General features: G+C 28.1%; 13 protein-coding genes. 1 reads left to right on the top strand and 12 read right to left on the bottom strand.

The annotated features are described in order from the left end of the window. From J7M87_RS10325 to J7M87_RS10310, 4 genes are all read right to left on the bottom strand, one after another. Window positions 1-4,966: endo-alpha-N-acetylgalactosaminidase family protein (locus tag J7M87_RS10325; protein ID WP_291650974.1), on the bottom strand; the 4,966-nt coding region annotated here is incomplete at its 3' end. A 273-nt stretch (window positions 4,967-5,239) separates the two neighbouring features. Next, the gene (locus J7M87_RS10320; protein WP_291650973.1) at window positions 5,240-5,938 is read right to left on the bottom strand and encodes a TraX family protein; all 699 of its coding nucleotides are present in this window, start codon (window positions 5,936-5,938) and stop codon (window positions 5,240-5,242) included. Window positions 5,939-6,074: 136 nt separating this feature from the next. After that, window positions 6,075-6,215, bottom strand: coding sequence for a hypothetical protein (locus J7M87_RS10315; RefSeq protein ID WP_291650972.1), 141 nt, complete (start codon window positions 6,213-6,215; stop codon window positions 6,075-6,077). 125 nt (window positions 6,216-6,340) lie between these two features. Next, window positions 6,341-7,288, bottom strand: coding sequence for an FMN-binding protein (locus J7M87_RS10310; RefSeq protein ID WP_291650971.1), 948 nt, complete (start codon window positions 7,286-7,288; stop codon window positions 6,341-6,343). A 473-nt stretch (window positions 7,289-7,761) separates the two neighbouring features. Here J7M87_RS10310 and J7M87_RS10305 point away from each other — a divergent pair, with 473 nt between their 5' ends. Then, window positions 7,762-8,004 (top strand): DUF6241 domain-containing protein, encoded by a 243-nt coding sequence (locus J7M87_RS10305; RefSeq protein ID WP_291650970.1) that lies wholly within the window; start codon window positions 7,762-7,764, stop codon window positions 8,002-8,004. A 63-nt stretch (window positions 8,005-8,067) separates the two neighbouring features. On the opposite strand, the gene J7M87_RS10300 is transcribed toward J7M87_RS10305, so the two are convergent. From J7M87_RS10300 to J7M87_RS10265, 8 genes are all read right to left on the bottom strand, one after another. Beyond that, the gene (locus J7M87_RS10300; protein ID WP_216685229.1) at window positions 8,068-8,325 is read right to left on the bottom strand and encodes a helix-turn-helix domain-containing protein; all 258 of its coding nucleotides are present in this window, start codon (window positions 8,323-8,325) and stop codon (window positions 8,068-8,070) included. 17 nt (window positions 8,326-8,342) lie between these two features. Beyond that, window positions 8,343-9,332 carry a hypothetical protein gene (locus J7M87_RS10295; RefSeq protein WP_291650969.1) on the bottom strand — a complete coding sequence of 330 codons (990 nt, stop codon included), beginning with the start codon at window positions 9,330-9,332 and terminating at the stop codon, window positions 8,343-8,345. Between the two features lie 350 nt (window positions 9,333-9,682). After that, window positions 9,683-10,297, bottom strand: a complete 615-nt coding sequence (locus tag J7M87_RS10290) for a TraR/DksA C4-type zinc finger protein (protein WP_291650968.1) — start codon at window positions 10,295-10,297, stop codon at window positions 9,683-9,685. A 153-nt stretch (window positions 10,298-10,450) separates the two neighbouring features. Beyond that, window positions 10,451-11,212, bottom strand: a complete 762-nt coding sequence (locus J7M87_RS10285) for a GNAT family N-acetyltransferase (RefSeq protein ID WP_291650967.1) — start codon at window positions 11,210-11,212, stop codon at window positions 10,451-10,453. 126 nt (window positions 11,213-11,338) lie between these two features. Then, entirely contained in the window at window positions 11,339-12,604 is a 1,266-nt protein-coding gene (locus J7M87_RS10280) for a cytosine deaminase (protein WP_291650966.1), read from the bottom strand. Between the two features lie 12 nt (window positions 12,605-12,616). Further along, window positions 12,617-13,867, bottom strand: a complete 1,251-nt coding sequence (gene codB / locus J7M87_RS10275) for a cytosine permease (protein WP_291650965.1) — start codon at window positions 13,865-13,867, stop codon at window positions 12,617-12,619. A 295-nt stretch (window positions 13,868-14,162) separates the two neighbouring features. Beyond that, the gene (locus tag J7M87_RS10270) at window positions 14,163-14,945 is read right to left on the bottom strand and encodes a molecular chaperone DnaJ (protein WP_291650964.1); all 783 of its coding nucleotides are present in this window, start codon (window positions 14,943-14,945) and stop codon (window positions 14,163-14,165) included. Between the two features lie 407 nt (window positions 14,946-15,352). Beyond that, a complete protein-coding gene (locus J7M87_RS10265; RefSeq protein ID WP_291650963.1) occupies window positions 15,353-16,609 on the bottom strand; it encodes an HD domain-containing phosphohydrolase in 1,257 nt (418 codons plus the stop codon). Window positions 16,610-17,221: the final 612 nt, after the last annotated feature.

The raw sequence follows: 17,221 nt of genomic DNA, 5'->3' as shown, positions 1-17,221 counted from the left end.
CATCTATTTTTTCTAATTCTTCAATAGCTTTTTCTAAAGAAGCTTTTATGCTATTTACTTCTTCTTGTGTTGCATCTTCTTTTGCTATTATTGCTTTTGCTTGTGCTAAGATATCTACAAAGCTTTTCCAACTTTCTGCTGTATAATCTTTTTCCTTTAAAGCTTCTGATTCTGTTATTAAATTAGATAATTCTGTTTTATCCACTACTTCTGGAGTTTCTCCTCCATTTCCAACTTTTATAGTCACAACATTAGATATTACAGATTTTCCTTCAACTGTTACCTTAACTGCTAAATTAGACTCTCCACCTTTTAAACCCTTAATTTTTCCATCTTCTATTGAAATAACACTCTCATCTGAAATAACATATTCAACTATTGCTTTTGATAAATCTACTTTTTTTCCATTAGACATAAGTGCATTGACATCAAAATCAACAGATAAATCTACTGGCAATTCATTTACACTTGTATTTAGATTTACATTCTTTATTACTGAATCAGATTCTTCTTTAATTTCTGAAACATAAATATCATCTAAAATAATCTCTTTAAATCCATTTCCTTTATCTAAAGATATATAATAATCATTTACATCTCCAGTAGTAAATTCCTTTACTATTGGCTTAGCATTAGTATATTCTCCTATTTCAACACCAGTAGCTTCTAATGGAATATTTAACAATGTTCCTTGTGATAATGACTTGACATTAATAGAATATCCAGGTGCTGCATCTGCAAGGGAATATAAGAATCCAAGCTCATATTTAGTATTAGGTTCTAAATTTAATGTCGATGAATCCGTTACTATCATTTCTCCTAACTCGCCTTGTTGTTGATTACTCTTTAATGAGAACCTACCATTAAGAACCCAGCTCATTTTTTGTCTTTCATATAAATCTTTTTCCGCTAAGTGAGTTCTATTTGAAGTTCCTCTGCCTGGTGCTAAGAAGAATGGTGTTATTCCTTCATCAACATTTTCAAAATCTTCATAGAATACATATCCATCTTTATTTGTATGACCAGGATGTTCCCAAATCCTAAAATCATCAATTAATACTGGATTTTTCCCTTCCTTTGCTTCTAGATAAATATTTGCTGTATCTATATTCTTAGGTACTGTAAATTCTACTTCCATTCTAACGTAAGTATCATCTAACCATTTAACTCCTTCTCCTTGTCTTACTCTTCCACCTCTAGTAATAGTGTTGTTAAGACTCTCATCTCCTACGTCTACACCTAAAAGCACTTCCCTATTACCACTATTCTTTACCCAAGCAGAAACTGAATAAGTTTTTCCAGTTTCTAATCCACTTATTTCTTGACTTATTTTACCTTGTTTTTCCCCAATAGAAACTATATCATTTCCTTTTCTTCTATTTTCAGTTTCATTAACAAAAGTTATATGATCTGTTTCACCATTTTCTGATTCCTTAGTCCAGTAATTCCAACTTTGAGAATCAAATCCAGGATCATTTATTTTACTACCTTCACCCCATGAATCTATTCTATCTTCTGAAACTTCTCCCTTAGTTACTATATATGGAGTATTTTGTTTAACATCTAAAGTTACTTTTCCATTGACAACATTTACACTTTTAACTTTTGTTCTACCTAAATCAGATAATTCATAAAGTTCAACATTCTTTAAATTACCCCAACTTTCAGGTAGTTCCCACTCCGAAGTAGTACCCATTGGATTCCAGTGATAAATTTTCTCATCTTCTTCAACAGGATTCCAAGGTAAGAATAAAGTAGTTTTTCCTTCTCCAATTGAATTAATTGTATTTTCTGGAGTTGTTGCAACTAATCTACCATCTTTATAGTAATTTATATCACTTCCTTCTCTTACTGCCCTTAGCTCTTCATTAAAAATAACTTCATCTTCTGTCATTTTCATTATATCGAAATGTTGCATATACTTAGTTGGTAAAACTTGATTATAAAACCTTTCTACTCCATTTACTCCTTCTATTGAATGATTATTTCCCCATCCACTTGATAATAAATGCTTACTTCCCTTTAATAACGGATTTGATAAGAAACCATCCTTAGTACTATTTCTTATAAATCTTAAAATATCACTTGTTCCGCCTTGATTTGGATATGCTGGATCTGAGCCCCAGTGATTCCAAATTACATGTTCTTCTAAAGGACTATGAAATTCAGTAGCTACTGGATAACCTATATCATTAAGTTTTTCTCCAAGTTGATGGGCATTCCATCCATTTCCTGTATAAACATCAACATAAACCCATCCTAAATCTGGTACGTCTTTTTTTAATTCATCTAACCTTTCAAACAACTTACCTGTTACAATATCAGCTCTTTGATCAACATAATAAGATTGATCAAGCCATCCCCAACCAGGTGCCTTTTCATTTACTATTCCATCTGGATACTTAAAAGCATCTAGTTGATACTCTGTTGCATTTACATGTACACCAAATTTTGCATTATACTTAGCGCCTTCATTTATTAATGTATTAAAATCTTCAACGCCTCCTTGTCTAATCCCTATATGGCCGCCATAATCTGGGATAGAATCATCATGTCCTTCAGCTTGATATCCTTTTTCAAGTACCATTTGACCGAAGCCATCTGTATAATTATATAATTTCTTTACAGTATCTAAAGTTCTTAAAAATGGACTTTGAGTATATCCAATATTGAACGCTATATAGGAAAGACTATCTTTAATCATATCTCCTCCCATAGGTGCTTCAACATTATTCCTATATTCTATAGCTGCATCTTGCCAATCTATTATTTCATCTGAATTCATATCTTTTGTTATCATGACTTCTGTCCATAATGTATCTTCGGTGTAAACTTCAGCTTCTGAGTCTAAAACCTCTCTATAAGTCCACTCACCTGTTCCCATTGCAGTAGATTTATATCCATTTTTATTTTTAGTATCTAGTGTTATTCTACTTGAATATTCAATTACATTATTGTTCATTGTTATAGCAAAGTTATCGTCATTTATAAATGCATACGTTTTATTTTTTAATGATGGTTCTAAATCTTCAACTGTACTTATCTCGTCAGTTATTTGATGCCATGCTCCTGTAGATAAAACCCCTGCTATTGCTCCACCTTCATTACTCTTAACTGTTGCAAAACTATTATTAGATAAGGCTATCTTCTTTACTTTAAAATCACCAGTTTCTTTTATATCTGTTATCTCCATTCTTATCTTGTTATCATTTACAGATATTTGCATAGTTAATATAACTCCTATTTCGTCAATAGCCAAAGTATAAGTAGCTACATTATTCTCTACATTACATGATACTTTTGGAGAATATTTTTCATTATTTATTTGAACTTTATTGTATCTATCTTCTTGGGCTATTAATTTTGAGTTGTCTGCTTTCCATACATAATCTATTATTCGTGGGAAAGTGTTATCTAAATTAACTTTTATTTCATCTGATTCTATACTCTGAACTTGAACCTCTGGTAACTCTTCTTCAATTTCCGGAGTAATTTCTTCAACTTTAATATTATCTAATGTAACTGTTTTATTACCAAACCACCCTACTAGACCTATTTTTCCTGCATTACTAGGTATACTTCCTGTTGTTGCACTACCTAATAATTCATTATTTATCCATAAAGTAATAGTACTATCTTCAACTTTCAATTTTAATTTATACTTTTTATTTGCTTCAATTTTAGTTGAACCCGGAAATGCTCCCCAGCTCTCTTGTCCATTTTTAGCTGATTTCCATACCCATGAACCTGAATCATAACATAAAGCTCCCCAATTATTTACATCTTGAACTCTAAACCCTAAACCAATTCTTCCAGTATCATTATTTACACTAAAATCTGTTTCATAAGTAAAATTCTTAACATTAGGAGACTTGTTATCATATGCTAAAGAAACTCCATTCATTGGAATTTTCACAGATCCATCTGAGACAGTCGCTGTTATCCCTGTTGGTTTTAATACTTTCCAATCTCCACTTGTCTCTGATGTATCAAAATCTGTCGAGTAAGAAATCTTTTCCCTTACAGTTATATTTGCAATTGCTTTAGGAGCTTCTTCTGATGCACCCCTTATTGTTCCTTGAACAGTAAAATTCCCAGTGCTTTCATAACTACTTGGGTCAATATAATCCCAAATAACTACCTCTTCAGCAGTTGTTTCATCTGCATATGTTACAGTAGCTGTATAAGGTAACTGTGGCTTAGCTTTAACTAAAGTTTCAATATCTATTGGTTTTACACTTGTTATATCATTTTTAACTTCATTATCAAGTGTCTTAATTTTTAAATAATCAACTGTTATATCTTTACTATCAAACCAAGTTCTAAACCCAAATTTTCCTGCTTCTTGTGGAAAATTATTTATTGATACAATATCATTAAATATTTCTTGTCCATTAACCGTTAAAGTTAAAGTATTTCTCTTAACTTTTACTTTCATAGTAACCCATTGTCCACTTTCTACTTTAGGTCCTGCTATATCATCTTTCCAAGCAGTAGGTGATTCTATTAACCATCCTGTTCCTGTATTATATCCTACAAACCCATAATCATTAGCACCTTTTCCTCTAAATACAAGCCCAAACCTTCCTGGTAATTCCCCATCTTTAGCTTCAAATTTAAATCTTGTTTCTGCTTCAAAATCTTTTAATTCTGGAGATTGATCTTCAACAAAAACTAAATTATTCCCCTTACCCGCATCTCTCTTTATTGTTAAAGCACCTTTTGAATCCCCCTCACTAAAATCAAAAACCTCTTTAATTTCACCATCTCCAGTAAGTCTTGTCCAAGAATTACTATCATAATCACTATACTCTTGATTGTACACAAAGGAGTCATTTACCTGTTGGATGTTACCTACATGTGTGGTATTAGTTGTTTCAGCTAAAGCCGATACTGGAATTTGCCCAACTGCAACTGCAACTGCTATTATAAAAGCAATACTTTTATTAATTGATTTTTTTCTCATAATATCCCCTCCACCTTTTGTATACATTTACAATAATGATTATATTTTAATATATAATACAATTTAATAATTTAGTAAAGTTGGGAATATTTGTAATAATATTGTTATTTTATATACTTTTTAAAATTTTATTCTAAATAAATTACCTTATGTATTCAAAAAAATGAAAAGGGGCTATCAAAGAAATCTATTTTATATAAAATGTAGAATATAAAATTTGCATTTTTAATTGTGCGGCAGCCCCTTCTTAACTATTCTTTTTATCTAATTATTCTATTGAGCAATTGCAGCTATAATTTGAATCACGCCTAAATGTATTGGATAAAAAAAGTAAAACATCCATTTTGTAAATTTATTTTTTAATCCTAGCCTGCCATTATATAATAAAATTAGGGGTAATGAAAACACCATCATCCATTGATAATCAAATAGCATAAGTTGTTCATATGCACCTTGTCCCCCAAATACTGTAATTACAGGTAAAATAGAAAAACCTATATATGAAATTGATAATAAATATTTTCTCTCTCTAAAGAAATAAAATATTAATGTCATGAAAAATCCATAAAACGATGATTCTGTAAACATATATGCAACACCTAAAAGTATTACTATAATTGTTGTTACAATGTAAGCCTTTTTATTATTAGCTGATTTAGCATACTCTAATACTAACAAAATTAAAATTGAAAGTGCTAAAGATAAAAATATATTATTACTTATTCCTAACAAATTATCTAATCCTATCATTATTATTCCAAATAGTGATAAACGACCTAAATATCTCATTCTACTCTTAGTATGAAAGAAGCCCTCTACTATAAAGTAGAAAAATATTGGAGCTGAAAGCTTTCCTATATACCCAAACCAAATTGGAATATCATATACTCCCCCTAAATATGTATATATATGATCCATAAACATTGTAACAATAGCTATAATCTTTAATGTAAAAGAACTAAATATCTTCATTAACTCAACCTCCTTAATTTCATAAAAATATTGTACTAATGATTTATATTTTTATCTATCTATATATATTTCATTTACCTTACATTATTGTAAGACAGCAAAATACCACTAGTTTTTCACTCTAGTGGTATAAAATTCAATTCATTGTATTTTCCTTATGCCCGCATTCTTCACATTTATAATAATTCTTCCCATATTGATTATTATCATATGCATAATCATATTCTTTCATAATTTCACCACAAATCGGACAAATTTTATCTACAGTATTTTTCAATATTATACCTCCTCTAACTTATTATTCAAGCTATTATAATAAATAATTCTAATAATTTAATTTTTTTATATAATAAATCAATAATAAAAAGTTAGCCATTAGACTAACTTTTTATTATTGATTTATTATAACACATTATCTGCTTTCATTTCATTTAGTAACTTTTCAGCTAGTTTTAAATAATTATCCCAAGCTGTATTTCTCTTAGTATATCCACTTGATTTATAATCACCTGTATCCTCTATTGCAGGTAATCCTGTTAAATCTAGCATATCTTGAGTTTCTACAACCTTGTTATTTAACTCATCCATTTGAACATTAAACCCTATACGTGATGGCTCATGATACTCAATACTTTCATACTTTGATACTCTATAATACTTCTTTAATTCTGGGTCTTCTATTTCATCTGGTGAATTTGCAAATATCTCATCATATCTGCACTCTATAATCTTCCCATCTTTAACAATTACCTTTAACTTACCAGTTAATCCACCACCTAATTCTTCTGCAATTGCATAATACTTAATTCCAGAAGGACTTGATAATTCTGTACTAAGCTTTTCAGCTAAAGGTGCCATAGCTTGCTCTATACTATTTGAAGCTCCAGACACAACATCGAATTCTCCAGTTAATCTTTGTTCATCTATCATTTGCTTTTCAACTTGAACAACACTTTGAATCCAAGCTGCCCCTTTAGCTAATCCCATATCAAAATTATACTCTGAATTACGTTTAGGAACATCTTGATAATATCTTTTATAGTAATTTGGTCTTGTCATTTCATTAAACTCAACCTCTACTATTTTTCCATCATTTTGAACAACTTCTAATATTCCTAAATGCCCTTGTCTAAAACGCTCTTCAATCTTGTAGTAATCACCTTTTATTATTCCTAATGTAGGTTGAGCATCCCATTCTAAATTAATATCTTGTCCAACTGTTGTTGATGCTTGTGTATTTGCATCTGCTTTTTCTTCTGGCTTTTCTTCTTTAGCACATGATGTTAATACTCCCATTGCCATAATAATAGCTAAAGTAGAAATTATCACCTTTAGTTTTTTACTTTTCATTTACTTATCCCCTTTTTGTATAAATATTGTTAAATTTTCGTCAATATTTTATCATAATTATGGATTTTCAACAATTATTTTCATTCATTTTTAATACTTTATAAACAATATTTACATTAACTTAATAACTTATCATATTTTTTATTTTTTCTTTATTTTATTTATATTTTCTATATTTAAATTATACAAATTATGTATTATAATTATTGTAAAATTTATTTAGGGAGGTTATTAATATATATAAGTTATTTAAAAATAAAGCTATAATTACCATAATAATTATTTTACTTTTAGTTATTGTAGCTGTATCATCATTTTTTTATTATAAAGAACGTTCATCTGGTAACATAAATGCTAAATCAAATATATCTGAAATAAAAAAAATAAATGAAGGAATTTCAAAGGAAGAAAGTAATGAAATCAAGGAAGATGAATATTATCCTGTTGAAAAAATTTATGACATACTACACAGAATGAGTAACACAAAAATAATTGCAGAAGATAATCAAATTTGGGGAAGAATATCTATGGATCCTGAATATATTGCCTCACTAAAAAAACTAATAGAAAAAGTGAACTATGAGGATAAAGATTACATGTTAGAAGTACTTTCTAGATGGGAAAATAACGATTTTTCTAAAGCTGTAGAGGAGCATAATTATTTTTGGAAAAAGCTTGGTGGAACTATTGGAAAAGCAACTTCTGTAAAAGAATAAACCTCTTTATACATTTATTCATAAAGAATAGTACAAGTTGTAAACCCTTGTACTATTCTTTATTTACTTATTTAATAACTCTTTAATTTCTGGAATACTATATCCTTTATTTTTTAATTCCTTAATTTCTTCAATTCTTTTAACTGCATGTTCACGTAAAAATCTTCTTGTTAAATTTTCTTCTTCTTGCTCAAAAGGTATCATACCTTCTTCTGTATAATATTTAAGTGTACTATATCTAGAATTAGTAATCCTAACAAGCTCCCCAATTGATACATATTGTGATTCTAGTATTTTTTCCATAGATCTTTGTCTAGACATTAAATTTTACAACTCCTTTAAATAGGATATCTTCTAAGACGTACCCCATGAATCGGTATTCTTCCCTGAGTAGCTTCTGGTACAGCTTCATAAATAATATTATCTATTTTAATTAAAGGCACTGCTCCTTCACGTATAATAGTATAACTATGTCCATTTTCTTCTAATCTTTTTCTAACTTCATCTAATCTTTGAGATGCCTTAGGAAACCACTCGTCTGTATCAATAAAAATAGATTGCGAACGTTCAATAGCAGGAAATATAAAATTTATCCCTGTTCCTGTTGGAGTTTTAATTGCATTTTTCTTCATATTTAAAAATCCCTTTACAGCCATTTCAATTCCATGATAAATATGAATATCATATATTTTCTTTGAAACCTTATTATTTATAATTAAATTATTCATCCTTTTATCTACTATTTCCAAATCTCCTTTAGAAAAAATATCTTGTATACATCCACTTTCTCTTAGAAGCCACAGCATAAACATATTTTCATCACTTAAAGCTCCATCTTCTAGAACTTCAGCTCTAAGAAATTCAACTACTCTAGAATATTCCTCCATATTACTTCTATATTCCCTTAATGATAGTCCAGCTGTTTTATAAAACATGTCACATCCTAATAGGCTTGGTATTTCCTCCATATAATCATATCCTTTTAAAGAATCTGCCATAGAAACTTCAAGATTTTTCAGATGTTTATTAGATAAATTGGCTGCCTTTGATAACCACCAATTCAAATCTTCTTCTATAATTTCCTTTTTGCTAAATAATGGCTTAAAAACTGCTTCCTGATATAGAGTGATACTAGGATTTTTAAGATATGATTTTTTTAAAGATAATTTATCATTAACCTCTATAAAATCTCCATTTAAATAAGATTCTAAGATAACAGATGCTGCAATACAATGAAGTGATATTTTTTTGATTGTTGTCATATTAATACTATCTTGTGCATTTAACGCAATAATTGAATAACTTTGTGATAATTTTAAATTTCTCATATAAACACCTTCTTTACCCCTAATTTTCGCCTTATAATAAGCAAATTATATAAACCTTACTTACTACTTACGACTTACTACTTATGATTTAATCATACTACTATAATATTTACTTGTAAATATGTTTTAAACAAATAACAATTTATTTTTCAATTAAAAAAGTAGCTAAATTTATCTTATTAAAGTTAGCTACTTTTTTATTAATATAAAATTTTTATTTTCAGAAGGGGGTCGCGTTTCGCGATCCCCTTTTAAAACAGTAAAATCAACAACTTAGACCACTTTTTTTAATTATTTATATCTTATACATATGCAAGATATTTAATATTTTCATACTTTTTCAATAAAATTTAATCAGGTAATTGATTCTTATATTGCTCATTACTTATTTTTTCGATTTCTTCAACATAAGTATCGTCATCATAATCATATTCATATTGTGGTGCATTTCTTATTTCATTAAATCTTCCAACAGATTGATAACTATCTTCTTCATCAAACCCTATTTCATCTTTATCTCCATATCTTGATTTATGACCAAATGGATTTCCTATTACACTTTCTTCTACTACTCTTTGGTTAGAATTATAAGTTTTTATTGCACTTACAACATCTTGACAATCAATACAATTTAATGCATAAGGTAAGAAATCTAACCTCTCTTTATCAATTTCTTTTCCACACTTTTGGCATCTACCATAACTTCCTTCATCTATAGCTCTTACAGCATCATCTATCTTATCAAGAAGTGCTCTTTCATTAGCTTCAAGTGCTCTACCTTTCTCAACTTCAAAAGTTTCACTAGCTATATCAGATGGATGATTATCATAAAATGATAATTCACTTGCAACCTCTGCATTAAATCTAGTCACTCCATTATCATCTAATTGATTAATAAGGTCTGTAATTCTATTTTTTTCTTCATTAAGTTTATTTTTATAATATGTTAATTCTTCTTTATTCATATAATCATCCTTTCAAAAGTAATGCTTATTTATATTCTTCCAAAAAGACGATTTTTAATCCCTCTTCCAAATGGAAATTCTAAGATATTAACATAAATTCATTTTAATTTTTCAACATAAATTACAAATCATTGAGGTACTAAACTATAAAAATTAATTATTATCATCCTTAATAATTTTTCTAATTTTCACTTCTGCAAAAGCTGGATAAAAACCAGATTTTATTGCAACTTTCTGTGAAACTATATGCGATTCAACAGTTCCATAAAAAGGTACCTTTCCTCTATTTAATATTTCATTTTTCAAAGCTTGTACAATAAAGCTAGCAATTCCTTTTCCTTTTTCATCTTCTAATACATTAATTCCAATTTGCCACATAATTTTAGAATCCTCACTTGCTCCTGCCATCCCTAAAATATTGTCTTCCTCATCTACTGCAGCAACTGCTAATATATCTGGATAATTTTTGTTAAAAGCAAAAGCTTCATCAAATCTATCATCATCTTTAAATTGCAATATTTCATCTTTTTCATACCATTTTAATTTAATACTATTATTCTTTATAATACCTTTATCTTTGGGCAAATAATAATGATGTGTATTATCTATTTCGTAACCGAATTCATTTAGCTTTTTGTCAATTCTTCTTAAATTTGAGTATAAAAACATCCATTCACCTGGAAATTTAGATAAGCTATTAATACACCACTCTTTAATAGCTTCATCTGCAGATATTATTGCTTTTCCATTTAATATAAGGATTTTCAAAATTTCTTCATCTTCATTATACTTTCTGCTACCTTCTATTATTTTCTTATCTGTAATTAATGTATTTTGATTATTAAAATCCTCAATTGTACAGTTATAATCTTTAGATAGTTGTTCCTTTACTCTAAATAGAATATCTTCATTCATAAAGCCTCATCCCCTTTCTATTACAATTATATAATTCTGATAAATTTACAACAATAAAAAAGAGCTACCTTTATGCTAGCTCTTAATATTCTTTATATAAATAAACTATATCATATTTAACAAATATTATTTTTTAAAATTAATTTCTTTTTCTTCACTCATATTTATAAATGATTTACTAGGAGTAGTTTTTGCAATAACTTTTCCTTCTCTTATAGAATATAGGACTTCTGCTCTTCTTCTAACAGCATCATAACCATTTTCAGCATTTAGTAAAATTAAGTTACCTGGCTTGCCTATTTCTATTCCATATTTATCTTCAATATTTAAAGTTCTTGCACTATTAGTTGATATAAACTTCAGTGATCTATTTATATCATCATAGCCCATCATTTGGCATACATGTAATCCAAAGTGAACTACTTCTAGCATATTTCCTGTTCCCATTGGATACCATGGATCAAATATATCATCATGTCCAAAACATACATTTATTCCGGCTTCATTAAGTTCCTTTACTCTTGTAATTCCTCTTCTCTTAGGATAAGTATCAAATCTTCCTTGAAGATGGGTATTTACTAAAGGATTTGAAACAAAGTTTATTCCAGACATCTTTAATAATCTAAATAGCTTATATGTATATGCATTATTATATGATCCCATAGCTGTAGTATGGCTAGCTGTTACCTTATTCTTTAAACCTGTTTCTAAAGCTCTTGTAGCAACAACTTCTAAAAATCTTGATTGTTCATCATCTATTTCATCACAATGAACATCTACTAATACATCATATTTTTTAGCTAATTCAAAAATCTTATTGATAGATTCTACTCCATATTCTCTTGTAAATTCAAAGTGAGGTATGGCTCCTATTACATCTGCACCTAATTTTATAGCTTCTTCCACTAGTTCTAGTCCATTTGGATATGAAAGTATCCCTTCTTGTGGGAAAGCTACTATTTGTAATGTAACATAATCTTTAACTTCTTCTCTTACTTCTACCATTGCCTTTAATGCAACTAAGCTTTCATCAGTAACGTCAACATGTGTTCTTATAAATTGAATTCCATTAGCTACTTGCCACTCTATAGCTTTTTTAGCTCTGCTTTTGACATCTTCCTTAGTTAAAATTTCCTTCCTTTGAGACCATCTTTCAATTCCTTCAAAAAGAGTTCCACTTTTATTCCATTCTGGCTCTCCTGCTGTAAGAGTAGTATCTAAATGAATATGTGGCTCTATAAAAGGAGCTGAAGCTAATGCTCCTTTTCCTTCTATTACTTCTTCATTGTCTAGTTTCCTCAGATCTTCATCTATTTCTGTAAACTTTCCATCTACTATTCTTATATCAAATAATCCTTCTCTATCTAAAAGTCTTACTTTTTTAATTAACATACTATCATCACCTTATTTATTAGTTATTTTTGTTCCTATCACATAAACTAACATTGTTGTTATTATTGCATTTAATGCTATTACCCCTACTTGCACAACATTTGCAACTATAAATCCTGCTAAGAATGCTACTATAGCAACCCAGTTTATATCTTGGAATTTTGCTTCTTTAATATTATCATACTTTCTTTTCTTTACAAAGAAGTAATCAGCAATTATTATTCCACCTACAGGCGGTAACATTGAGTTTAAGAATGTTAAGAATGCTGTAAAGTTATTATTTAACCATATTGCTCCTACTGTTCCTATTAATCCACTAACGATTACTAACTTCTTTTTAGGTAATTTAGTTATATTTGCAAGTCCAAGACCTGCTGTATATATTGCATTATCATTAGTTGTCCATATATTTAATCCTAACACTAATATTGCAGGTATTATTAAACCTTGTGAGAACATTACATCTGCTATATCTGAGTTACCAGTAACCATTGCCCCTATTGCTCCAAATAAGAACATTAATGAATTCCCTATAAAAAATGCTACAACAGTTGTTGATACCGCTACTTTTTTATTTTTTGAGAATCTTGCAAAATCTGGTGTTGCTGTTCCTCCACTTATAAATGATCCTACACATAATGTTACTGCTGTTACTAGTGCCATTTTACTACTTGGCTCTATATTCATTAATCCTTGAACTCCACCTACTGAATTTGCTGCCATTACTGCTGATGTGCTACCTAATATAGCTATTGCTGGTACTGCTATTGCACTTAAAATCGTTAGAGATTTCATCCCAAAATAAGCTGTTGCTGTCATTAGTATTCCTGTTATAGCAACTAATAAGTATAAGTTTATGTTGAATCTATTGGCTACTGGTATTGCAAACATCGCTATTCCAACACCAAACCAACCTATTTGTGTAATACTAGTTATAAAAGATGCTAAATACGATCCCTTTTCACCAAAAGAATATCTAGCAAGTAAGTGCATTGAAAGTCCTGTATCTGCTCCTATATACGCTAATAATCCTGTATAGCATGCTAATATTAAATTCCCTATAACTACTGCTATAAAGAAATCCTTTAATGGTAATCCTGTACCTAAATTTCCTCCTGTCAGCATACTTGCAGAGAAAAATGTAAATCCAAGCATAACCACAAACATTGAAAAGAATCCTTTTTTATCTTTTTTGTGTACATGCTCTAGTTCGTAATCATGATTTTCACTAATAACTTCTTCTAATAATATATTTTGTTCCATTTGTATCCCCCTAAATGTTGTATTTGAGGAAAACCAGTACTTGTATTTACATAAAAAAACGACCTCTCTATTTAGAAAGGTCGTTAACACTTAATATTAGATATAAATTAAATCTATATCTAATTCTTCTATCTGCCGTATCATATCCGACCTTATTAGTCTCTCTGGACTAAATTTAAAGGACTAGTTTTCTTGAGACAATTATATATTGATTTATTGAAATATGTCAACATATTTCTTATGGTAATAACTTCATTTTCAAATTAAGTTCATACAAATTTTAATTTTTTATTAATTAAAAGATGAAATCTTTTAGTTTATTATTTATTTTACCTAGTATTGATGGAACTATCTTTAATATACTTGGTAAAAATAACGAAACTACAAATGCCACAGCACATAATACAAATACCTCATAATACACAGGTTGTCCAATATAAACTTGATAGCCATGTATAGATGCAATTGCAATTGCTCCTATTATAATAACCTTGGTTGCAATCCAAGATATTAAATTTATCACCTTACATGAAAATATTATTATTGATAATAAAGCTATTACAGGCAATGCTATTATTTTTAGCAAGATTTGAATTACTATAGTTACTGTATCTTCTTCACTTCTTTCTCTATTTATAACTTTTTTAGTATTGTCTCTTTTATACTTTTCTTTATTACTTTCATTATTTCTATTCTTTGAAAGTTTCTTTTTATCACTTTTTTGCTTATTAAATGATGAATTATTAGAAGATATTATTTTCTTTTTCTTCTTAGTTTCTTCCTTTTCATCATCATACTCAAAATTATTATTATGCCAATTATCTCTTTTAAAATTATTTTTATAATTATCATTTAAGCTGTTTTTATTAGAATCATTAATGAAATTTTCTTTATACTTATTTTTTTCTCTTTCTAGCTTTATTTCCTCATATGCTTTATCAAATACCTTTATAAAAGCCTTTGCTCTTTTTTCATCACTAACTTCTTCTTTTAATTTATTTACTTTGTTTTCATATGCTATTTTTATTTCTTCGATTGATGCATTTTCATCTACACCTAAAATCTTATACTGCTCCATTTCTCTTCTCCATACTATATATAAACTATATCTACTATCTTTAATTTAATATTTATTATACCAATAATTTTCAGTTAATTAAAAGGTAAATATATCCTATAGCAATCTATGCTTATTAATTACATCAACTTCTTACAATAGTTTAAATTGTAATATAATTCAAACTCTCATTCTCTCACCTTTTGATTAATTACATAATATAAAATATAATTAAAGGAAAGTTTATAGAAATTCATAAAAAAGATGACTCCTATTAATATAGAAGTCACCTTTTAATTGCTTTATCTATTATTTCTAAAGAATAATGATTGCATTTTTTATTAAAAATTAATTTATTTTAAATTATGAAAGTGAATAATCTAAATTATTACTATCTACATGTTCTTATCTTTGTTTATAAATACTATCTAAACCGCTCTTTCTAAGTATTCTAAAAGTGATTCATGTTCTTTCATTAAATTATTATACAAAGTTATTATTTCCTTTGTATTTATATTTACCTTATTCATTATATAATCATAATTATCTATTACTAAATTGCAAATTCTATTATCAATTTTATTATTTGATGCCATATCAGATAAAATTGATATTACTTCTTCCTTAGTGAATTCACCTTTATAACTTCTTTTATTAATAAGAGCACTAACAACATCTGCTATTGCAACTATTCTTACTTCAAAAGAAATTTCATCTTCTTTTAATCCAAAAGGATATCCTGTTCCATCCAATTTTTCATGATGCAATGTAGCTATATCTCTTAAATCATCGATTCCTAAGTCACTTAATATATTGTATCCAATTATCGCATGCTCTTTTATTTTCTCATATTCTTTATTTGTTAACTTACCTGCTTTCTCTAATATTTCTACAGGCACTGCTATTTTACCTATATCATGCAACATCGAAGCTACTCTTATTTTTATTGCTCTCTCTTCATCTATGTTAAGCATATTAGCTATTTGAAAACTTATTTCTTCTACTGTTATTGTATGTACTACTGTTGATCTGCTTCTAAAATCAATAGAATAAGCTAACATTCTTATATAACTTATAACTTCTTCCCTAGTCAATAAAACTTTATCAAAAACTTCATATAATTCTTCTAAATAATTATTATCTTTAATATTATCTAACAAGTTATACTCAGTACAAGCTATATCAAAAAGTTTCTTATGCTCTGGAAGTACCCTTTCATCTATCATATTCATTATCAAATCTTTTTCCACTTTTTTGCGATTGATATTTAGAATCGAAATATAATCAGCCAAATGTAATAATAGTGCCTCTTTAGGAATAATCTTTTTCTTTCCATCATCTAAATCTTTAGGATACATATGATGCCCTAAAACCACCGGGGCTAAATCAGATAGTGGTGAAAAGTATTTGATAAATAATGATCCATATACAGCATGATTCATAGGGGTATCTAAATCAATATTTAAAATTTTATCTCTATCTTCAACTTTATATGCACCTATATCATGAAATATTGCAAGTTCCATAAGTTTTAATATTTCATCTTCACTATAGTTATTAGAGGCCTCTAATAATTTGTACATTATATACGCTACTTCTTCTCCATGTCCTACCATTCTCGCATCCATAGAATCTAAAGTTCTTTGTATTGTTACTAAAATATCTTTTAAACTTATTCTTTGCATTTTTTTCACCTCTGAACAATATTATTTAAAACTCCATCAAAAGTAATAATATAAATATAAATGTGGTATCCTATACATCACATTATTTTAAATTATAATTGTTTAATATTCAATATTTAAATAAGGAATTTTAAGGCAATAGAAATTTTTTACAGTTTTTTTCGTACAAGAAGTTATAACTGTATTTTGTTAATCTCCATAAAAGATGTTTAGCTAACAATATAAAAATTTTAATATTAGATTATCTAACTAAAAAAGAGTTAGCATTTTATACTGACTCTTCAAAATCTAACTATATAGCCTTTATTTTTATACATTTAAGAAGTATAATTATTCCTCATATGAGTATATAATCATACTCAGAAACATAATAACAAATAGAGCATGTCTTTCATAGCATTATTCACACATTTCCTTTAAATATTCTAGACATTCTTTCCTATCATCTTCATTAATACAATCTCCGCATAATTCAATTCTATTATACACTTCACCTCAAAACAGATAATATAAAATTTACTTCATTACAATTTCAGCATCTTCTCCATCGCATGTTTCAAGAAAACCTAATCTAATGATTAATAATGATTTTGGGTTGCTATATTTTCCGCT

Source organism: Clostridium sp. (assembly GCF_017888565.1).
Taxonomy (GTDB): Bacteria; Bacillota; Clostridia; order Clostridiales; family Clostridiaceae; genus Clostridium.
Note: the sequence above shows the minus strand (reverse complement) of the source record. Positions and strands in the feature narration are given on the sequence as shown.